Here is a 22,839-nt window from a genome sequence, read left to right as displayed (position 1 = left end):
GTACAATTGACACTTCCCGGCCACTACTTCAATATCCATTTAACCTTCGCAGAAAGAACACGATGAACACCGATGCACGAAAACTCCCCCCAACGATAGATGCCGAAACCCTGGAATTCATCCAGGGCCTGTTTGCCCTGGTGCGCGAAGGCGACACGCAACAACTGGGCGCCATGCTTGCCCAAGGCGTGCCGGTCAACTTCCGCAACGAAAAAGGCGACAGCCTGATCATGCTGGCCAGCTACCATCGCCACCTGGAAACGTCGCGCCTGCTGCTCGAAGCGGGCGCCGACGCCAACGTCCCCAGCGACCAGGGCCAGACACCGCTGGCCGACGTGGCCTACAAAGGCTACCTGGACATCGCCGAGCTGCTGCTCAAGCACGGCGCGAATGTGGAAGGCGCCAGCCCGGATGGCAAGACACCGTTGATGATGGCCGCCATGTTCAACCGCCTGGCCATCCTCGACCTGCTGCTGCAACACGGCGCCCGCATCGATGCCATGGACAGCCGGGGCATGACCGCCGTTTCACTGGCCAAGAGCATGAATGCGCAGGAGACGCTGGTTCGGTTGGTCAGCTTGGGGCAGATGGCATAGCCGATGCAGATATCGCCAGTAGTTTGCGACGGCCACTAGGCAAAAAAACCTAATAGCCAGAGCTTAGCTGTTTCATTGACCCGGCATTAGCCTAAGGTTCTGGACGGGAGATTATTCCCACTCGATGGTCAACGAGGTGGCTAAGCGCTTGATTTTTCAGTGATTTCCAAACCATTCAGTTGCCGATACCCTCAACAATACCCTCACCAGCAAAACCCGTCATTGCCAGTTTGTCGCGGGCGCGAGAGGAGAGGAAAGTCCACTCACTCACAGCAGCCATCAGATTCTTCTGGGCGACGCCGCCTTCATTTCAGCACATCAGCAATCGCAGTGGTCCAATCATTCAAAGATGCGCCAAGGCAGCAGCACCGCGCTGTCACACTGTCACGCGCGCAGTATCACGCACGCTATAGCGACAGAGACGAGGCCATGGCACGCGCTTATCTGTCAACCGCTTTTACCATGTCCCACATCGCCGCCGCTTTTCACGTGTCGAGCAAGACAGTCAGTCGGGCCGTATTGGCATTTAATAAAGCGCAACTTGCTGTCGATCAAGACGGCAAAGGTTGAGACCGTGTACAAAAGTCGGACCTGACCCCGCCCGCGTGCAACCTGCTGCAGATCGAGACGACTAAGGCTGAGATCGTGTACGAATGCCGGACCTGACCCCGGCCTCTCCGTTTTCCGTTACTTCGGAAACACTACGGAATATATTTCACGCAACCAAGAACGCACCTCATCCATTGAAACAAACTCATTGAACGTAAGCGAATTCACGAGTTGCGTTATATCATTTTCTTCCGAAATCATTGATTCAAATTGCTCCTTAAGTGCCACCACATCAAATTTTCTATTTCCACTTCGGACGTCATCAGCAAGTTCATTGATTTCGAACCATTCAACGTGACAGTAGTCGCGCAAGATTGATTTAATTGGCTCAGGCAAGTCGTTCATAATTAATCCTTTTATAGCTATTTTGGCTGTGGGAACATAGTGTTGAAATTCCAGTTTCCGTTGGCATCCTGTTTATAACGAGTGATCATATAGGAATCATTGCCAAAGACTGTATTTCCCGAACCGAGCGGCGCATTCTTTGGGCCATATCGCGTAACGCCATTAACGTAATTCCTGAAATTATCACCAAAAATATCGCGCAATGGAATTTCAACCTGGGCTCTCCCAGTTGTTGCGGTAGCTGTCGCATCTACAAACTGCTGGCTAGTTCTTGCTTTTCTTTCTGCAAAAACGTACGCCTCATCACTCAAAGAGGCGGGGTCAGGTCCGCCATTCCGACACGGCCCCAGCCATACCCAACCTAAAACCTCTGCGCAATTTCAGTGCCAATGCATAAGGCTCAGATATCCTGTACCGTATGACGCGACCACTACGACTTGAGTTTACCGGTGCTCTCTACCACGTTACTTCGCGCGGCGACCGGCGTTGCGCAATTTATCGTGACGATACTGATCGCCTTGCTTGGCAAGAAGTATTAGAACATGTGTGTGAACGGCACCATTTTATCGTGCACAGTTTCTGCCAGATGAGCAATCATTATCATCTTCTCGTTGAAACGGTCGAGGCAAATCTGTCACAAGGCATGCGCCAACTCAATGGCGTTTATACCCAGCATTTCAATCGACGCCACAAGCTTGTCGGGCACGTATTACAAGGCCGCTACAAAGCCATCTTGGTGCAGAAAGAAAATTATCTATTGGAATTAGCCCGCTACATCGTCTTGAATCCAGTCCGGGCGCACATGGTGGCATCACCCGACGACTGGTACTGGAGCAGCCATCACTACGTTTTGGACGATGCAATGCCTCCATGCTGGTTGACGCGTGACTGGCTCTTGAGCCAGTTTGGCGCTACGCGTGACGAGGCGGTCGCCAACTATTCTCGATTTGTCGCTGCCGGGATGGGCGAAACTAGTCCGCTCATCCATACCTGCCACCAGATGCTTCTGGGCGATGTCGCCTTCGTTTCGGCACATCAGCAATCGCAGCGCTCCGATCCATACAAAGATACGCCAAGGCAGCAGCGCCGCGCTGTCGCGCTATCACTAGCGCAATACAAAGCCCTCTATAGAAACAGAGACGAGGCAATGGCACGCGCCTATCTCTCAACCGCTTTTACCATGTCCCACATCGCCGCCGCTTTTCACGTCTCAAGCAGGACAGTCAGTCGAGCCGTATCGGCATTTAGTAAAACGCAACCTGCTGCAGATCGAGACGACCAAGGCTGAGATCGTGTACGAATACCGGACCTGACCCCGGCCGACCCGGCGCCCGCATCGATGCCGTGGACAGCCGCGGCATGACCGCCGTTTCACTGGCCAAGAGCATGAATGCGCAGGAGACGCTGGGCCGCCTGGTCAGTTTGGGGCAGACTGCGTGAATGCGGCGGTCTGATCTGCCCCGGTGTTGCTGCCCCGAGCATCAATAAGAATTTCACGGCGAAAACAAGGGCTTGCCATTTCGACACAACCTCGCCATGCCAATGCTAAGTCACCTATAAATTATCGCAACGAACCATCTCTAAATGCATCCTCCTCATAACCCAGCTCCATAGAGAATTTATTGGCATCAACATTTACTGTAAATTCGCAACGTGTCCATGCAGGCTGATTATTAGCAACCATGAATTTCTGATGTGCGGTAGCCAAGTAATGGAGCTTCATCGTATCCGAATCACCGATGGAGAACTCGCTCTCATTAACTCCGTTGTTCGAATAAAATTCAAACTGACTGACATCGCCTTCCGGAGAAAGGGCAGCAATCATCAAAATTATTTTTGCATCCGCTGGAGCAATCTTATACAAACATTGTCCAATCTCATTAGTTAGTTCAATATCTTTTGATTCCATTTTTATTCAGTAAATTTAAATTTAAAGCAGCAAGATAAATTTTATTAAGGAAATATTATTCTGAAACTGAGGTTAATCTTGCCAGCGTTTCGCCTGGATAGCCATGAACCCTGGAATACCTTTGGGCCACCTCAACCGCTTCCCGCTCCCGCACCACGCATGATCCCACCCGCGTACTTGAGCGAGCGGAAATATGCAATCTAACCGTATCTGCCTTTGAAAACTGCACCTTGCTGCACATAAGCGCAACCAGAGTCCGCAGAACCAAGGAAGCACCCGCTATTGCGTTTTCTTTTCCTCCTTTTTCACCAATTTCCCATTAATAAAGGTAATGATATTGCCCGGGTCCTGTTTTGTGGCAAACGTGTCGCCAGCTATCGGGTTGCTCACCGTGGCGCATCCTGCAGCGCCGGTGCCATAGCAGCTATGCGCGCTGTATGAAGTGTTGTACACATTGATAAACTCGAACATGGAAGCGATGACGTTGCCAGGATTCATGGTCGTCAGGACAGGAATCGGATCATTTTTCATGTACGTATAGCGGTACAGTTCCTTGTCCGACGACGTTTGTGTGTTCACCTTGCCAAACGAGGAATACAGGTCCGTATTCGAAATGCCGGGACCGAATGCCTGCAGCGTCAGGTTCGGGTTGACAAAGCCGTTGCTTGCCGCGATGTCCAGTCCATTCCTGGCGACAATTGCGCCGCGGCTATGCGCCAACAGCAGGTTTTCCGTGTCCTGGCGCCCCATCAGCACCTGCGCCAGCTCCTTGTCGCCAGCAGAATAACCCAATACCGGCGCCAGCAATTTCTCATATCCAGCCAGCAGCACATCCGCGAAACCAGCTTGCGTCTGCTCGATATGCATCAGGACAATGACTTCCGGCTTTTTATTCTCGGCATCAAGAAGCACGTTCTGGTAGGCCAGTTCCGCAGCGCGGTCCATGCCATTGCGAATGCCATTCACGGCCAGCACTCCTTTCATGGCGATGGCCTCCTCCTTGGTGATCTCTTCCTTGACAAGCAAACCAGGTTCCTTGATGCAGGCATTGCGGTCGCCTGGACAGCTCAGCTTGTAGAACTTGCTGGGTGTATTTGCCGCAATAAAGGTCTGATCCGTGTAGTAGGTGGCCTCGCCATACATGGCATTCTTGAAGCCTTGCACGATCTCGGCATTTTTCGCCAGTTCCTGGACATTCTGTTTTTCCGCCGCCGTATGCGCCACGCCCGTATCACGGTTCAGCGCCGCGATGGCCGCCGCGCCATCTTTCCCCGTCAATGCCTGCTGCTGCGCATTGTCGCGTATCGTCAGTACGCCATTGCTGACGGTACTGCGCGTGAGCCCGTTCGAGGAAGCGGAATCGGAACTGTTATTGAGCAAGTTTTTCGCCACCAGCTTGCTGCCCTCGTACAGATTGTCGGTGGCATTCGGCCTGCGGCCTGCGTTGATCAAATCTGTGCCACCCGGTCCCTTGCCCTTGCCGACATCCTTGTTGTCAGCCACCTTGTCAGTCCCGTCCTTGGTGGCCGGCTCCTTGTCTTTCTTGGCGTCCGGATCGGCAAAGCTAAAGCCGCCGCTCAGTCCCATGGTGCTGGCTTGTGCCACCGAATGGTTCTTGATATCGCTCTGCGTGAGCGTGCCCGTATTCAGGCTGTTGGCGCCGGGCGCGGCGCTGCTGCTGATTATGGCGCCCTTCAAGTCAGTATTGCCGCCAACCGTAATCTGGAAACCGCCCGCGCCGGCCTGGATGCCGCTTTGCTCCTGCACGTTGGCATAATCGCTATGCATCTTGCTCTGGCTGAAACTGGCATTCACACTGGCGCCGGCGCCATAGGTTCCGCTCACGCTGACACTCTGGTTCTTGCTGTCGAACTTGGCCGTATCCTGCAAGCTTTCCAGATTCAGATTGCCCCCGATATTGGCGATCACCTGACCGGCATTCGCCACCGCCCCCTTGATCGTGGTGTCGCCACCACTATGAATAACCAGCAACTTGCCCGCATTGATGTGGGTATTGAGCTGAGTACTGCCCTCGCCATCCTGCTTGCCCTGACTAGCGCTGACGCTGCCGGTCAAACCAAACGCCGCCCCGCTCTTGCTGATGTTGGCCGAGACGCCTGCGGAGGCACTCAGGCTCGAACTTGTAGTGTGCTGACTTTCCGTATCCTGAACTGCCAGTAAATTGACCTGATTATCGGCACTCAGACGGATAATATTGCTGGCATTGAGCTCGCTGCCGAGGATATTGATATTGCTATCCTTGCCGCCGCCCGTTGCCGTGATGTTGATGTTTTTACCGCTCAGTATGCTGCCGCTGTGCGTCGTGCTAGCGGTCATTTGCGTCTGTTCGCTTTCCGAGTGGCCATAGGTCAGACTGATACTCACGCTCGGGCCTTGCTGGGCATTAGCCGATTTGGCGTTGTTAGCGGCCAAGGCGGCTGTAGCCGCGGCCATGGCCTGCACCCGACCATTGCTGGTCTTGCCCATGGCCTCGCCCATGCCTTGCACGGTCTGAATGGCGCTGACCACGGTGCCACCCAAAGCTAGGCTGAAGCCGTCTTGCACTGTCTTGGTGACAATTTTACCTTTCTCTGTATCCTGCCCAGCAGCAATCGTCACACTCTTGCCGGAAAGGCCAAGGTCGCCCCCGGCACCGACATCACTTCCCTTGATATTAAGTGCGTTGCTGGCGCTGATGGTCAGATTACCATTCACCGAACCTATCAAACTGCGCGCCTGCCCACTTTCCATGGTGCCGTCGCGTTGCTGGTCCATGGTGGTCATACGTTTGCCATAGCTGATACCCAGACCACTGCCGCCGCTCAACAATCCGCTTTCCTTAACTTCGCTATGATGCAACTCATAGACGGTATTGGTTCCGGCCTCAATGCTGATATTATTTTTCGCCACTAGGCTTGTTGCCGCATCGCTGAGAATATCGGAGCCAATGACTTTAATGTCATTCCCCGCGAAAAATACCACTGTATTGCCGCCAAAAGAGCTGCCGATGGCCGTGTTGGTATCGACAATATCGTGCCGGGTCGTCACTTTCTTTGAAAGAAATCCACTCTCCGTTTGCTGGCTGGCAGACTCGACCTTGTTACTCGCGTTACCCGCGACAATATGAATGTCATGTCCAGCACTCACGGCCAATAGATCGCCAGCTTGCATGGTGGCAGCCCTGGCATTCACATCATTTCCTGCGCTTAATATAACATTGCCTAATCCCTGTATCTCGCTGCCAATTTCACCTGTATTGTTTTCCTTGTTGTAATTCTTCGCATCGTAAGTTCTGCTTTCAGCGCTGGCCGTCGCCAGCGTCGCGAAGTTGATATCCCGGCTAGCATTGAGCAGCGTATTGCCTGCCTCGCCAGCATTTCCAATGACGCCCGCCAGCAGATTCACGTCCCGCCCCGCCGAAGCGAGCAATAATCCACTGCCAGTGGTGCCATCACCAGTCACATACAGACCCGCGATACGGTCGGCCGCCGTACGGCTGGAACTGCTCTCGGCGACATTGCGGGAAGAGCTATAGGCCGAGCTCGTCACGTTGATATCGCGCCCTGCCGACAAGACCATCTCGCTATTGGCAGAGATTGTGCCCCCTACATTGTTCAAATCATTTAGTACCGCGATCGCGACGGCGTCACTATGGATACGCCCATTCAGGTTGTCCACATTCTCCGCGTTCAACTTGACCACATTGCGTCCGGCAATCGAGCCACCGTTCACCAGATCACCAGACATACTGATCTCGACATCCTTACCGGCCAGCAAGCTTCCGGAACCATCCAGGTCACCCTCGCGCAAACGCACAAACACTTGCGGCACCAGCGCCTTCTCGATGGAACCGTCCGCCAAGGTGACGTCCTGCTCCACCAGCCAGACAATGTCGCTGGTGAGAACAGCCATTTGCGCCGGCGTGAGCATGACGCCAGGTTTTAAGTCATGCGCTCTGGCAAACAAAACACCCGCGTCCATCAGGGCTCGATACTGCTGTTCATCACTCGTGTAATCGCCTACAAAACGCTGGCCCGTCAATTCCGCAACCTGCTCGCGGACGAGGCGCTGCTCATAAAATCCATCTCCGAGGCGCTTTTGCGTCACGGAAGGATCCATTTGCACCTGTGCCGACATGTAATCAGAGCCGGTCCAGTCTCGATAGTTGGTAAACCGCGGATCAGTTTCCACCAGATACCGTGCGGTCTGACCTCCATTGGTCTTGAACAGGCTAGCATTCGGCAACTGCATCGATGGAGAAACCGTACGCACCAATTGTGCACGGCCAGACGAGTTGGCCAACGCGACCTGCTCAATGCTATTGATCTGCCCCCGCGATACGCCATTGGCGGCAGAAACCCGCACCGCATTTCCAGTGCTTGATTGAATCGTCGTGCCGTCTGCCACGGCAATGTTTACCTCCATTGACCCGCTAGTGCCTGCAGCGTCTACTGCACGCGCTTGTGCCACGGAGGCGAGCGTCAGATATTGTCCCGACTTACCAATACGCTCGCTGCCATCGGCCGTCGTAGCCCCCAAAACGGTTGACGGGCCACTCTGCTTTGTGGAAACAAGCAAACCAGGATCGAGGTTGGCGCTTCCGCCACCTCCACGGGCCGTATCGACATGACTGCCATGCACATTACTCAGTCCCCCAGCCCTGCCTGCGTTGCCCGTACGCTCACTTGCACTCACGCCAGCGGCACCATCGACAGCGTGTGCGCCACCATGCCAAGTACTGGCCAGCACAGAGGCATCGACCGTATCGGCGCCGCTCACGCCACTCGCGGCACCGGTTTGAACGCCGGTCACCTTGCCATATGATTCAGTTTTCCCTGCATCTCCGATGCGAGTACTGCCGTGAAGGCCCTCATGGTCAGCCACAGCGCCAACGCCCTGGCCAACGGTATCGGTAACGGCGGCGCCAAGTTGCATGGATGACGCTGTGGCAGAACTGTTCACGCCGCTGACCTTGCCGACAAGGGCGCCGCTCGCGCCGCCGACAGGTCCCGTCTGGCCTGCATTGCCTGTGTCTCCTGCGCCATTCGGGATCGTGCTCCCCGCCGCCTTACCTGCACTCTTGCCATTTGCCGCGCCAACGCCTGCGACGCCCACAGCAGTACTGTCAACAGTTGCGAAAGCTATACTGGCACTGGCAGCAGTGGCGCCGCCAGCACCAGTGTCAACACCGTCCGCGGCTTTTCCTGATGGCGATGTGTAATTGCTTCTTTGCACTGTTTCGTGGGCCGGCGCCGTCGAAATATAATCGGCCGGGTTATACGCCTCGGTACGTTGCCCGCCTCCAGAAGAACTGCCACCCGCGCCTCCTCCTGCTCCATACATCATCGTCGTAACAGTCCCCGACTCTCGGATGAAAGTCGTGAGCATCACGTCCGGATTCCTCAGCACCGCCCCCGTCATGGTCAACTTACCTCCCGCTATGACATGACTTTGCTGATTCAAGGCATCGTTGGAGCTGATGGTCAAGTTCCCGCCTGCTAGTATTTTTCCAGGATCAGACTCAACAATTACATCCGAACGCGACGTACGCCTGATCACATACCGTTTATAATTGGTTGTGCTACCGCCCGGGTAGTTGAGCGCCATCCCATAATTTGCTGAGGAAGACCCGCGTGTTTCCTCGCTAACGCCCGGTGTGCCCGCTCGATAACGCTGGCCATTGTATTCATACTCAATGATGTCTTCCGTACCATTATCTAACGTCTCGACCCTGAAATGGGCATTCAGATTCCTGAACTGGCCAGCCGCCATGTCCAGATTCCCCAGCGCCTCAATCGTCGCGCTGGCATTCGTCACCGATCCCGCCCAGCCTGTGGCGATGCGATTGCCGTCCAGGTAACCTCCAATCGCCATGTCGCCGCCGCTGAAGATCAGGCCGTGTTCGCGGTTGTTCAGCGTCGTCACGCCGATGTCAAGGCGGCTGCGCGCCGCGATGGTGGCTGCAATCCCGCCCTCCACGTCATTGTTGACGGTGCCGCCGGCTATGCTCAGATGATCACCGTAGATGCGCCCCGTGCCCATGTTGTTCAGCGTGCCGACGTTCAGTTGTGTGCTGATGCCATCGATCACGCCGTGGTTGTTCAGCAGGCCACCGACATTGACGCGCGTCGTGCCCGCGTTGATGTCGCCCGTCGCCGTGTTATCGAAATTGGCGGCGCCAAGGGTCAGCATGCTGAGCGCCTGTATCTTGCCCGCGTTCACCAGTTGCCCGCCGATGGTGATATCCGCATTGCCGTTGGCCATGACTTCGGCCCCTGCGCTCAAGGTAAAGTTGCCGGCCAGGTCCAGCGCCATGTCTTTCTGCGACAGCACCTTGCCGTCGCCGCTCAGGCTGCCCGCCCGGATGTCGGTACGCTGGCCGCCGATGATGGTGCCGCCCGTATTGGTCACGGCCAGTCCACGGCCGGGGCCGGTGTCCTGCAACGCCAGCGCGCCACCGGCGCTGAACATGCCCAAGGTATTGTTGATGCTGCCAGCGCTGTTGATCGCCAGGTTGCCATCGGCGCGCACCGCGCCCTGCACATTGCTGACGTTGGCACTGTTCAGGGTCACATGGATGCCTTCGATGCCCTGGTTCGCGCCCAGGGTGCTGGCATTGTCAATTGCGCCGCCTGTTAATGTTACCGCCGCGCCGGAACGGATCAAGCCTTGCTGGTTGTTGACGCTGCCGCCACCGGCGTTCAGGCCGATCTTGCCCAGCACCTGGATTTGTCCGCCCTGGTTATGCAAGCCGCTCAAGGTCAAATCCAGCGCCGACTTGCCGACGATCTGGCCGCCACGGTTATCCAGCGGGCCCACGCTGCCCGTGATGTTGCCAGCGGCGCCCAGGTAGCCGCCCGCATTGTTCCAGCTGCCCGTTTGCAGGGTCAATCCTGCGCCGCTGCTGATGCCGCCGGCACTGCCGGGATGGCGCACCGCATACGCGCCCGCATTGGTGTTGAGCAAGGCATTGCCGTGCGTATCGATGGTCATGGCGCCGCCCGACTGCAGCAGGCCGCCATCGTTGTCCAGGATGCCCGTCTGCAAGTTGACGGTTCCCGTGCCCGCCAGGGTGCCTTGGTTGTTGTTGAACAGTTGACCATGCGTGTCGAGCGTGACGTTCGCGCCGGCAATGGTGCCCTGCGCGTTCCACAGGCCGCCATTGCTCAGGATGATGTCGCCACCCGCTTGCATGGTGCCGCCATTATTGACGGTGGCGCCCGTGGAGGTAACCTGCAACTGGCCTTGCACCGAGGCCAGCTTGCCGCCGGCGCTGTTGTCGACGCTGGCTGCGTTCACGGTCATATTGCCCGTGGCGGCCAGCAAGCCGCCCGCATTGTTCAAGGCCTGCGCCACATTTGCCGTCAGCTGCCCGCCCGCCGTGGCGCTGCCGCCCTGGTTCAGCAGGCTGCCAGCACCCAGCACGACATTGCCGCCGCCGGCGATGGCGCCGCCATGACTATTGTCCAGCACGTTGTTCGCCGTCACCGTCAGATTGGCCGTGCCGGCCGCCTGCAGCTTGCCGCCCTGGTTGTTCAGGCTCGGGGCAACGATATTGGTGTTGCCATTGCTGGCGATCGTGCCGCCACTGTTATCCAGGCTGGTCGTCAATTGAATGCTGGTATCACCTTTACCCAGCTGCGTCAGGTTGCCACCCGCATTGTCCAGGGTACTACCCGTCACGCTCACTTGCTGCGCGATGGTGCTGGCGTTGCGGTGGTCGATGGTGCCGGCTGTGACAACCAGGGCGCCATTGCCCGTGATCTGTCCGCGCAGGTCGTTCAACTGCGTGGCCTGTAAGTTCAAGGTACCGCTGCCCGCGTGCTCGATCTTGCCATCCGTATTCGTCAGGATGCCTGCTTTCAGGCCCAGGTTGGCGCTGTTGACGGCGATGCGTCCACCCGTGTTGTCCAGCACGCCCGCTGGCGATGTCAGCTCGATGACCGTATTGCCGGTACCCGTCTGCACGATGCTGCCTTGCTGGTTGTTCAGGTTGCCCACGCCAACGGCCAGCTGGCCAGCGCTGATATCGCCGCGCTGGTTGTTCCAGGCCTGGCTATTCGCACCGGCCGTGATCGTCAAGGCGCCCGGCGTGGTGACCACGGCACCGCTGGTGCTGACGTCGCCTGTTGTCGCCGTTAGATTGATATTGCCGGCACTGCTGCGGCTGCCGCCAAGGTCGACGCTGCCACCGCCCAGGACGGCATTGCCTGCCGCTAGCACCTGCCCATGGGCACCCAGCGCCTGCTGCGCCGTGACCTGCAAGTTGCCGCTCGTCTGCAAGCTGCCGTCGGCTTTCACGCCCGCGCCGATCAGGCTGGACGCGCCGCTGTTGACGCTGTTGGCGTTGATGGTGTTGTTGCCCTGGGCCAGGATCACGCCGGTGTTCTCCAGCGCGCCGCTCACCTTCAGCACTTGCTCGCCGCCGGCAAACAGACTGCCGCTGTTGCGCACGCTGCCCGCCGTGGTCGTCAGATTGCCGCTAGCAACGATGCTGCCCTGCGCATTGAGCAGCTCGTCCATGCTCAATTGCGCATTGCCGCCCGCTGCCTGCAATTGTCCCAGGGTATTGTCCACCTTGCCGCCAGCCAGCGTCAGGTCGCGCCCTGTAATGATCACGCCGCTGGTGTTGTCAAGCTTGCCCGTCGCCGCCACATTGACGTCCTGCGCGGACGCAATACGGCCGTGATCGTTGAGCAACTCGCCCGTTTCCACGCGCACATTGCCATTCGCCTCGATCTTGCCCCCGCTATTGTCCAGGCGCGTGCTGGCCAGTACTGTTGCCGCACTCGTGCCCAGCTGCGTGATCTGTCCCTGGCGGTTGTCGAGGATGCCGGCGGTGACGCCCACTTGCTGCGCCAACAGGCTGGCGTTGCGGTGATCGATGTAATTGGCCGCCACACCCAATGCACCATTGCCCGTGAGCTGGCCCCGTTGGCCGTACAGATTCGTGGCGCGAATGTCCAGCACACCCTTGCCCGCGTGTTCGATCTTGCCATCCACATTCGTCAGGTCGCCCGCCTGCAGACGCAGATTGGCGCTGTTGACGGCGATGCGCCCGCCCGTATTGTCCAGCTTGCCCGTCTCGATGACCGTGTCGCCAGCGCCCGTCTGGATCAAGGTCCCCTTGGTGTTGTCCAGGTTGGCCACCCGCAAGGCCAGCTGCCCGGCGCTCAGGCTGCCGCCCTGGTTGACCAGTGCCTGGCCATTGGCGGCATTCGCCGTGATGCTCAATAGGCCATTGGTAGACACGACCGCCTTGCTGGTCGTCACATTGCCCGTCAAGGCCGTCAAGCCGATATTGGCCGCGCTGCTCTGGCTGCCGCCCGCATCGACCGACGCGCCCGTCAGCTGCAACTGGCCGGCCGCCATGTTCTGGCCACCGGCTTGCAAGACGCCACGGGCCGTCACCGCCAGGTCACCAGCCGAGGCAAAGCTGCCATCGGCGCGCATGCCTGCCGCCAGCAAACCGTTACCGCTCAGGCTACCCGCCGTGATCGCCGTATTGCCCAGGGCGGCAAGCGAGCCTGTATTGCTCAGCAAGCCACCGATGTCCAAGGTCTGGTTGCGTCCTGCGTACAGCACGCCTGCGTTGAGCACGTCACCGCTGACCTTGGCCGTGATATCCATGCCCGCGCTGAGCGTACCTTGCGCATTGCGCAGACTGGCCGCATCCAGGCTGAGAGCGCCAGTACCCGCCTGCAGCAAGCCGCGCGTATTGTCGATGGCGCCGCCCAGGTGCAAATCGGTTGCCGACGCGATCACGCCGTCGGTATTGACGAGTGCGCCAGTGCTGACGATGTTGGCGGACATGGCCGAGGTAATCTTGCCTTTGCTGTTGTCCAGGCTGCCGGTCTGTACCGACAACACGCCATTGCCGGCGATTTCTCCATTCGTATTGTCCAGCAGACCCGTGACGGCGACCGTCATGCCTCCCGCGCCCGTCTGCAGCAGATGGCCGCCCCGGTTGCTCAGGCTGTCCGCCTGCACGCTCAGGGAGCGTCCCGTGGTGGTGGCGTTGGCGTGGTCGAACAGACCGGCCTTCAGATCGACGGCGCCATTGCCGATGATGCTGCCGCTGGCGCCCTGCAAGGTGGCTGCCGTGATGGCCAGGGTGCCGCTGCCGGCATGCTCGATCTTGCCGCCTGCATTCGTCAGGGTGGACGCGTCCAGAGTCAAATTATTACTATTGACGGCGATACGCCCGGCGCTGTTGTCCAGCTTGCCCGTTTGGATGACAGTGTCGCCCGTGCCCGTTTGGATCACGGTGCCTTTGGTGTTGTCCAGGTTACCTACGTGCAGCTCAAGATGGCCAGCACTAAGTTGTCCTTCCGTATTGCGCAAGGTGTCTTGCGCATGGATCGTCAAGGCGCCAGGCGTGCTCACTACGGCTTTATTGGTACTCACATCGCCCTGTGTTGCCGTCAGGCCGATGTTGGCGGCGCCGGTCTGGCTACCGCTGATATCAACGTTGGCGCCAGTCAAATTGGCGCCGCCTGCCGCCAGAGTCTGGCCATGTGCGACCAGCGTTTGCGCGGTAGTGATCGTCAAGTCACCAGCCGTGCCTAGCTTGCCATCGGCCTGAACACCCGCGCCGATCAAGCTGCTTGCGCTGCTGTCGAGGGTCTTTGCCGTGATGCTGATATTGCCCTGCGCCGCGATGACGCCCGTGTTCGTGATGGCACCTGTTGCGGTCAAGGATTGATTCCCTGCCGCATACAGGCTGCCCGTATTGTCCAGACTGGACAGTGTCGCGTTCAGGTTGGCACCGGCAAACACGTTGCCTGCGGTGTTGTTCAAGTTCGCCACATTTAGGGTGGCATTACCGGCCACGGCCTGCAATTGGCCCTTGGTATTATCGATATCGCCACCGGACAGTTGCAGATGACGCCCTGCCGCCACTGTCCCTTCCGTATTGTCCAGGCTGCCCACGTTCAATACGGCATCCTGCGCCGCCACGATGCGGCCGGTGTTGTTCAGCAAGATTGCGGCTTTTACCAGTGCATCGCCGTTGCCTTCGATCTTGCCGCCCGTGTTGTCCAGCTGACCCGTGGCAGCGACCGTCATGAGGCCCGTACCCGTCTGGGCCAGGCTGCCGCTGCGGTTGTCCAGGCTGCCGGCGTTGATGGTCAGCTGATTCGCCACCGTCGTCGCATTGCGATGATCCAGAGTGTTTGCCGTGATGTCGAGCTTGCCATTGCCCGTGATCTTGCCGTACTGGTTGTTGAACTGGCCCGCATTGATGGCCAGCAGGCCGCTGCCTGCGTGCTCCAGCTTGCCATTGATGTTCGTCAAGACCGTCGCGTTCAGGGCCAAGTTAGCGCTGTTGGCGGCGATGCGGCCCGCCGTGTTGTCCAGCTTACCTGTCGTGATGGCGGTGTCGCCGGCACCCGTCTGCACGATCTCGCCGCTGGCGTTGTTCAGGTTGGCGACGTTCAGCTGCAGTTGTCCCGCCACCAACTGACCCTGGGTATTCACCAGCGACTGGGCGTTATTTGCATTGGCCGTGATGGCCAGCACGTTGCTGGCCGAGACGACGGCTTTGTTCGTCAGCACATCGCCGCTGCGCGCGGTGATGGCGATGTTGTCTGCCCCCGTCTGGCTGCCCGACAGGTCGACACCGGCACCCGTCAACGTGGCTGTACCTGCTGCCAGATTCTGGCCACTGGCCTGCAACACACCATCGGCATTGATGATCAGATCGCCAGCCGTCCCCAGGCTGCCATCCGCTTTCACGCCGGCGCCCAGCAGACCGCTGCTGATCACTTTGCCAGCGGTAATCATCGTGTTATTGACGGAAGCGATAGAACCTGTGTTGTTGAGCAAGCCGCCCACCGTCAGTTGCTGGTTGCGGCCCGCGTACAGCAGGCCCGCGTTGTTCAGGTCGCCGCTCACTTTCGCCGTCAGGTCCGTGCCGGCGCTAACCGTGCCCTGCTGGTTCAGCAAGCTGGATGCATCCAGATGCAAGGTGTCCGCCTGCAACACGCCGCGCGTGTTGTCGACATTCACGCCACCGACATGCAAGTCGGCAGTCGCTGCCATCACGCCATCGGTGTTATTCAATACACCTTTGCTGACGATATCGGCCGCCGCAGCCGAGGTGATGCGGCCCTTGCGGTTGTCCAGTAGGCCCGCTTGCAGATTCAAGATGCCCGTGCCCGCATGCTCGATCTTGCCATCCTGGTTCGTGATGGTGACGGCATCGATGTTCAAGTTTGCGCTGTTGACGGCAATGCGGCCCGCTGTATTGTCCAGATTGCCGGTGACGATGCTCGTGTCGCCCGTGCCCGTCTGCAATACCGTACCCTTGGCGTTGTCGAGATTGCCTAAATGTAGATCCAGCTGGCCCGCCTGCACCGTGCCTTCCGTGTTGTGCAAGGTGGAGTTCGTCGTGATGTTGAGCGCGCCTGGCGTCGTGACCACCGCCTTGTTCGTGCTGACGTCACCCGTTGTTGCCGTCAGACCGATGTTCGCCGCGCTGGTCTGGCTGCCGCCGATATCGAGCGTGCCGCCAATCAGTTTGGCATTGCCTGCCGCCAGGTTTTGGCCATGCGCAGCCAGCGTTTGTGTAGTGCTGATCGTCAGGTCGCCAGCCGTGCCCAGCTTGCCATCAGCCTGCATGCCAGCACCGAGCAAGCTACTTGCGCTGCTGTCGAGCGTCTTTGCCGTGATGCTGGTGTTGCCCTGCGCCGCGATGACACCCGTGTTCACAATGGCGCCGCTGGCGGTCAAGGTCTGGTTGCCGGCCGCATACAGACTGCCCGTGTTGCTCAAGGTATCGAGTGCGGTGTTCAGGTTACCGCCGGCAAACACGTTGCCTGCGGTGTTGTTCAGGTTCGCCACATTCAAGGTGGCATTGCCGATCACAGCTTGCAATTGGCCTTTGGTATTGTCGATGTCGCCACCGGACAGTTGCAGATGACGTCCTGCCGCCACCGTGCCTTCCGTGTTGTCCAGGCGATTTACATTCAACGTGGCATCCTGCGCCGCCACGATGCGGCCGGTGCTGTTCAGCAAGGTGGCTGCCTTCACCAGCGCATCACCATTGCCCTCGATCTTGCCACCCGTGTTGTCCAGCTGGCCGGTGGCGCTCACCGTCATCAGTCCGGCGCCCGTCTGTGCCAGGCTGCCGGCGCGGTTGTCCAGGCTGCTGGCGTTGATGGCCAGCTGATTGGCCACCGTCGTCGCATTGCGGTGATCCAGGGTGGCAGCCATCATATCCAGCTTGCCATTGCCCGTGATCTTGCCGAACTGGTTGTTAAACTGGCCCGCGTTGATGGCCAGCACACCGGCACCAGCGTGCTCCAGCTTGCCATTAACGTTCGTCAATATCGTCGCGTTCAGGGCCAAATTAGCGCTGTTGGCGGCGATGCGGCCGGCCGTGTTGTCGAGCTTGCCTGTGGTAATGACGGTATCGCCGGCACCCGTCTGCACGATGTCGCCGCTGGCGTTGTTCAGGCTGGCTACGTTCAACTGCAACTGGCCGGCCACCAGTTGCCCCTGGGTATTCACCAACGACTGGGCGTTAGTCGCATTGGCGGTGATGGCCAGCACATTGCTGGCCGAGATGACGGCCTTGTTCGTCACGACATCACCAGTATTTGCCGTGATGGCGATATTCGCCGCCCCCGTCTGGCTGCCAGACAGGTCCATACTGGCACCCGTCAACGTGGCCGTACCTGCTGCCAGATTCTGGCCACTGGCCTGCAACACACCATCGGCATTGATGATCAGATCGCCAGCCGTCCCCAGACTGCCATCCGCTTTCACGCCGGCGCCCAGCAGGCCGCTGCTGGTCACTTTGCCCGCGGTAATATGGGTGTTGCCAACGGAGGCGATGGAACCTGTGTTGTTCAGTAAGCCGCCGACCGTCAGTTGCTGGTTGCGGCCCGCGTACAGCAGGCCCGCGTTGTTCAGGTCGCCGCTCACTTTCGCCGTCAGGTCCGTGCCGGCGCTAACCGTGCCCTGCTGGTTCAGCAAGCTGGCCGTATCCAGACGCAAGGTGTCCGCCTGCAATACGCCGCGCGTATTGTCGACATGCACGCCACCGACATGCAAGTCGGCAGTCGCGGCAATCACGCCGTCTGTATTGTTCAGCGCCCCCTTGCTGGCAATATCCGCCGAGGCAGCGGACGTGATACGGCCCTTGCTGTTGTCCAGTACGCCCGCTTGCAGATTCAAGATGCTCGTACCCGCATGCTCAATCTTGCCGTCCTTGTTCGTGACGCTGACGGCATCGATGTTCAAGTTTGCGCTGTTGACGGCGATGCGGCCGGCCGTATTGTCCAGACTGCCGGTCTGGATGACCGTATTACCCGTGCCCGTTTGCAACACGACGCCTTTGGCGTTGTCCAAGTTTGCCACGTGCAGGTCGAGCTGGCCTGCCTGCAATGTCCCTTCCGTATTATGCAAGGTGGCGTTGGTCGCCACACTCAACGTACCCGAGGTCGTCACAACCGCCTTGTTCGTACTGACGTCACCTTGGGTGGCCGTCAGGCCGATGTTGGCACCGCTGGCCTGGCTGCCGCTGATATCGAGCGTAGCGCCGGTCAGATTGGCATTGCCTGCCGCCAGAATCTGGCCATGCGCGGCCAGCGCTTGCGCGGTATTAATCGTCAAGTCGCCTGCCGTGCCCAGCTTGCCATCGGCCTGGATGCCCGCACCGATCAAACTGCTTGCGCTGCCGTCAAGGCTATTGGCCGTGACGCTGTTATTGCCCTGCGCTGCAATCACGCCAGTATTCGTAACAGCACCTTTCGCGGTAAGCGATTGGTTCCCGGCCGCATACAGACTGCCGGTGTTGTTCAGGGTGTCGAGCGTGGTGTTCAGGCTTGCGCCAGCAAACATACTACCCGCCGCATTGTTCAAGTTCGCCACATTCAAGGTGGCGTTGCCCACCACGGCCTGCAGCTGGCCCTTGGTATTGTCGATGTCGCCACCGGAAAGATTCAGGTGACGGCCCGCCGCCACCGTACCTTCCGTATTGTCCAGGCTGCCCACGTTCAATACGGCATCCTGCGCCGCCACGATGCGGCCCGTGTTGTTCAGCAAGGTAGCCGCTTTCACCAGCGCATCACCATTGCCTTCGATCTTGCCGCCCGTGTTGTCCAGCTGGCCTGTGGCGCTCACCGTCATGAGGCCCGTGCCCGTCTGCGCCAGACTGCCGCTGCGGTTGTCCAAGCTGCCTGCGTTGATGGTCAGCTGATTCGCCACCGTCATCGCATTGCGATGATCCAGAGTGGTTGCCGTGATGTCGAGCTTGCCATTGCCCGTGATCTTGCCGAACTGGTTGTTGAATTGACCCGCGTTGATGGCCAGCACACCGGCACCTGCCTGTTCCAGCTTGCCATTGATGTTCGCCAAGACCGTCGCGTTTAGGGAAAGATTATTGCTGTTGACGGCGATGCGGCCCGCCGTGTTGTCCAACTTACCTGTGGTGATGACGGTGTCGCCCGTGCCCGTCTGCACGATCTCGCCGCTGGCGTTGTTCAGGTTGGCTACGTTCAACTGCAGCTGGCCGGCCACCAGCTGGCCCTGGCCGTTCACCAACGACTGGGCGTTATTCACATTGGCCGTGATGGCCAGCACATTGCTGGCCGAGATGACGGCTTTATTCGTCAGCACATCGCCGCTGCGCGCGGTAATGGCGATGTTGCTTGCCCCCGTCTGGCTGCCCGACAGGTCCACATTGGCCCCCGTCAGCGTGGCTGTGCCCGCCGCCAGATTCTGGCCACTGGCCTGCAATACGCCATCGGCATTGATGGTCAGATCGCCCGCCGTGCCCAGGCTGCCGTCCGCTTTCACGCCGGCGCCCAGCAGACCGCTGCTGGTGATCTTGCCAGCGGATATATTGGTGTTGTTGACGGACGCGATGGAACCTGTGTTGTTGAGCAAGCCGCCCACCGTCAATTGCTGGTTGCGGCCCGCGTACAGCAGGCCCGCGTTGTTCAGATCGCCGCTCACTTTCGTCGTCAGGTCCATGCCGGCGCTGACCGTGCCCTGCTGGTTCAGCAAAGTTGCCGCATCCAGGCGTGCATTCTCCGCCTGCAATACGCCGCGCGTGTTGTCGACATGCACACCACCGACATGCAAGTCGGCAGTCGCTGCCATCACGCCATCGGTATTGTTCAGCGCCCCCTTGCTGGCAATATCCGCCGAGGCAGCGGATGTAATGCGGCCCTTGCTGTTGTCCAGCACGCCGGCCTGCACTTGCAGGCCGCCATTGCTGGCGATGTTGCCACGCGTATTGTCCAGGGTCTGCGCCACGTCCACGCGCATCTGTCCCGGTCCCGTCTGCTGCAGGGTGCCGTCGCTATTGTCCAGCTGGCCGGCCTGCACTGTTACGTTCTGCCCGGAAGTGATGGCATGGCGGTGATCGATCGTTTCCGCCTGGATATCAACTAAACCATTGCCCGTCACCTTGCCGCGTTCGTCATCGAAGCGCGCCGCCTCAATACTCAGGCGGCCCGTGCCCGCATGTTCGATGCTGCCGTCGCGGTTAAGCACCTTGTCGGCATGCAGCGCCAGCTTGGCGCTGTTGACGGCGATGCGTCCGCCCGTGTTGTCTAGGGTGCTGCCTTGCAAGGTGGTGTCGCCATTGCCCGTCTGAATCAGGGTGCCGCTGCGGTTGTCGAGCGATCCCGTTTGGATATCTAACTGGCCCGCGCTCAAGGTGCCGCGCACGTTCGACAGGATCTGGCCGCTATCGGCCGCCGTCACGGACAGCAGACCGGTGGTCGTCACCAGTGCGGTATCGGTGACGACATTGCCTACGCTGGAATTCAACTCAATGGCCGCGCCCCCCGTCTGGCTGCCGCTCAGGTCGATGGCGGCAGCATGCATGCTGGTTTTGCCGGCGGCCAAGTTCTGGCCATGGGCCGCGATCGCTTGCGTGGCCGTCAGCTGCAACTGGCCGCCGCCGGCCAAGTTGCCGTCGGCGCGGACCCCGGCGCCCAGCAAGCTGCCGGCCACGCTGTCGATGCGGCTGGCATCGATGCTGTTGTCGCCCTGCGCAGCGATCACGCCGCTGTTGCTGACGGCGCCGTTCACCTGCAGCGTCTGGCTGCCGGCCGCATACAGGTTGCCGCTGTTCAGTACCTCGCCAGCCTTGGTGACAAGATTGCCACCAGCAAACACGCTGCCGGCCGTATTGTTCAGTTTTGCGACCGTCAAGGCCGCATCGCCCGCCAGCGCCTGTATCTGGCCGCGCGTATTGTCGATGTCGCCACTGTCGAGGCGCAGCTTGCCGCCCGCCGCCAGGATCGCCTCCGTATTGTCCAGCGCGCCTGTCGACAGTGCCAGGTCGCCGCTGGCCACGATGCGGCCCTTCTGGTTCTGCACGCCGGCCGCCTGTACCGTCATCGTGCCATTGCTTTCCAGTGCACCGCCGCGGTTGTCCAGCCCGCCACGCACCTGCACGCCGGTCGCGCCCTGGCCGCTCTGCGCCAGGCTGCCGCCCCGGTTGTCCAAGCTACCGGCATTGATACTGAGCTGCCCCGCCACCGTGCGCGCGTCGCGGTGGTCGACCTGTTCTCCCGTCAGCGCCATCGCGCCGTTGCTGATGATGCTGCCGCGCTGCAAGTTGATTTGTCCCGCGCCGATCTCCAGCGCACCCGTGCCCGCATGCTGGATCTGTCCATCCTGGTTGCTCAGGCTGGCGGCCTGCAGGCGCAAGGCCTGGCTATTCGTGGCGATGACGCCGCGCGTGTTGTCCAGGCTCCCCGGCAATTGCATTGACAGATCGCCCGTGCCCAGTTGCGTGATCTGGCCGCCCACGTTCGACAAGTCGTGCGCATTCAGCCCCAACTGCTGGCCCGTCAGCTGCGCTGCATCGCTGCGCACGGTGCGCGCAGCGTCCAGCTGCAGGCGTTCGCGGGCACTGACCTGGGCGCGGCTGGCGTCGAGGTCGCCGGCGCTGGCGCCCAGGCTGACGTTCGCGCCCGAAACCTGCGCCCCAGCAAGGTCCAGCTGGCGCGCCGCCAGGCTGCTGTCGCCGCCCGCCACGGCCGTGCCGTGCACGGCAATGGTGTCGCCAGCGGAAACGTTCAGCTTGCCGCTGACGGTCAATGTATTGTCCAGATTCAAGCCGGCCGCCAGCACCGAGCCAGCCGTGGCATCGATGCGCGATCCGGCGCCCGTGGCTTGCACGCCGACATTGTTCTGCGCGCCGATCACGCCGCTGTTCGCAATATTGCCCTGCGCCTGCACCTGGCTGTCGCCGCCCGCATACACGGTGCCGCTGTTGGCCATGTCGCCCGTGACGGCGATGCTGGTCTGGCTGCCGCTGCCGGCGGACTGGATGTTGCCGCTGTTGCTCAGCCAGCCGTTCGATTGCAGCACCAGGTTGCCCGCCGTGGCCGCCAGGACGCCCGCGTTGCGCACGCCCAGGCCCGCTTCCGTGCCGATCAGGGTAATCTTGCCCGCATACATGCCGCCCAGCTGCGCCACGTCCAGCGCGTAGGCTGGTGCCGGGCCTACGCCAGATGCTGCGCCCGCCACGCCATGCGCCGCATCGATCTGATTCGTTCCTGTCACCACTTTCAGTTCCTGCGCCCAGATACCGCCATTGATTTGCGCGGCGCGCGCCAGGATGGCCGTATAGTCGCTCAGCGACGTATCGAGGCCGCGACCATTGATCGTGACCACGCCGCGCTGCACCATGTAGCCGTCCAGGCTGCCATCGTTGAGCATCGGCGTACCCGTCGTCAGCACGACCCGGCTGGCATTAATAAAACCGCCGCCATCGATGGCCACGCCGGCCGGGTTGGCGATCACAACCTCTGCCCGCTGGCCCGCCACTTCCACATAGCCGCGCAACTGGCTCGGATTTGCCGAGTTGACCTCGTTGAGGATGACGCGCGCACTGCCGCCCGCCAGCCATGGATTGCCCTGCACCCAGCCGCCCGTCTGCGTCTGCACATTGCCGCGGCTGTTGTTGAGGATGGCGCCATTCGCCGTCACGTCGAACTGGCTGTAGGTATTGCGCGAGACACCCGCCGCGCTCGGCGTCTGGATATTCACCTGGGTCACGCCATTGGCGCTTTGCACCACCGTCGGACGCTGGCGGCCCGGCGCATTCGGGTCGGCCACGATCTGCCCCATGGCCGGTCCGGCCACAAAGGCCACCATGCCCAGTGCGCCAAATATCGCCAAGGCCAGCGGCCGCAGGCGTCCGTTCACACTTAAACTTAGCCCGCCACCGCCATCACCCTCAAATACGCCGCTATCCAGGCCGCCTTCTCCCTTGGCCGCCTTGCCTTGCGACGAAGCATTTTCGGCGACGACCATCAGTTGGCCACGGCGTTTATTGAAGATGATGCGGTACAGGTTCTTGTTCATGAAATGTCCTAATGACAATTAAATGATGCGATAAAGGGAGAT

At 59.8% G+C, this 22,839-nt stretch carries 5 protein-coding genes; 2 read left to right on the top strand and 3 right to left on the bottom strand.

The annotated features are described in order from the left end of the window. Positions 1 to 62 precede the first annotated feature (62 nt). Positions 63 to 596, top strand: a complete 534-nt coding sequence (locus OPV09_RS13655; protein ID WP_338682133.1) for an ankyrin repeat domain-containing protein — start codon at positions 63 to 65, stop codon at positions 594 to 596. A gap of 687 nt (positions 597 to 1,283) precedes the next feature. On the opposite strand, the gene OPV09_RS13650 is transcribed toward OPV09_RS13655, so the two are convergent. Beyond that, positions 1,284 to 1,550 carry a hypothetical protein gene (locus tag OPV09_RS13650; protein WP_072453872.1) on the bottom strand — a complete coding sequence of 89 codons (267 nt, stop codon included), beginning with the start codon at positions 1,548 to 1,550 and terminating at the stop codon, positions 1,284 to 1,286. 418 nt (positions 1,551 to 1,968) lie between these two features. Between OPV09_RS13650 and OPV09_RS13645 the strand changes: the two genes are divergently transcribed. Next, complete coding sequence (locus OPV09_RS13645; RefSeq protein ID WP_072453873.1) at positions 1,969 to 2,838, top strand: transposase; 870 nt, start codon at positions 1,969 to 1,971, stop codon at positions 2,836 to 2,838. A gap of 273 nt (positions 2,839 to 3,111) precedes the next feature. Here OPV09_RS13645 and OPV09_RS13640 read toward each other — a convergent pair whose 3' ends face one another. Together OPV09_RS13640 and OPV09_RS13635 are read right to left on the bottom strand one after the other, a co-directional pair. Beyond that, positions 3,112 to 3,459, bottom strand: coding sequence for a hypothetical protein (locus OPV09_RS13640; protein ID WP_139248293.1), 348 nt, complete (start codon positions 3,457 to 3,459; stop codon positions 3,112 to 3,114). 279 nt (positions 3,460 to 3,738) lie between these two features. Beyond that, a complete protein-coding gene (locus OPV09_RS13635) occupies positions 3,739 to 22,797 on the bottom strand; it encodes a hemagglutinin repeat-containing protein (protein WP_338682132.1) in 19,059 nt (6,352 codons plus the stop codon). Positions 22,798 to 22,839 lie beyond the last annotated feature (42 nt).

The organism is Janthinobacterium sp. TB1-E2 (assembly GCF_036885605.1).
Taxonomy (GTDB): Bacteria; Pseudomonadota; Gammaproteobacteria; order Burkholderiales; family Burkholderiaceae_D; genus Janthinobacterium; species Janthinobacterium aestuarii.
The sequence above is the reverse complement of the archived record's forward strand: the minus strand, read 5'-3'. Positions and strand labels throughout refer to the sequence as shown.

Bases quoted from the DNA above. Each gene is read 5' to 3' on its own strand.
- OPV09_RS13655 (WP_338682133.1), top strand. From the start codon at position 63: ATGAACACCGATGCACGAAAACTCCCCCCAACGATAGATGCCGAAACC.
- OPV09_RS13650 (WP_072453872.1), bottom strand. From the start codon at position 1,550: ATGAACGACTTGCCTGAGCCAATTAAATCAATCTTGCGCGACTACTGT.
- OPV09_RS13645 (WP_072453873.1), top strand. From the start codon at position 1,969: ATGACGCGACCACTACGACTTGAGTTTACCGGTGCTCTCTACCACGTT.
- OPV09_RS13640 (WP_139248293.1), bottom strand. From the start codon at position 3,459: ATGGAATCAAAAGATATTGAACTAACTAATGAGATTGGACAATGTTTG.
- OPV09_RS13635 (WP_338682132.1), bottom strand. From the start codon at position 22,797: ATGAACAAGAACCTGTACCGCATCATCTTCAATAAACGCCGTGGCCAA.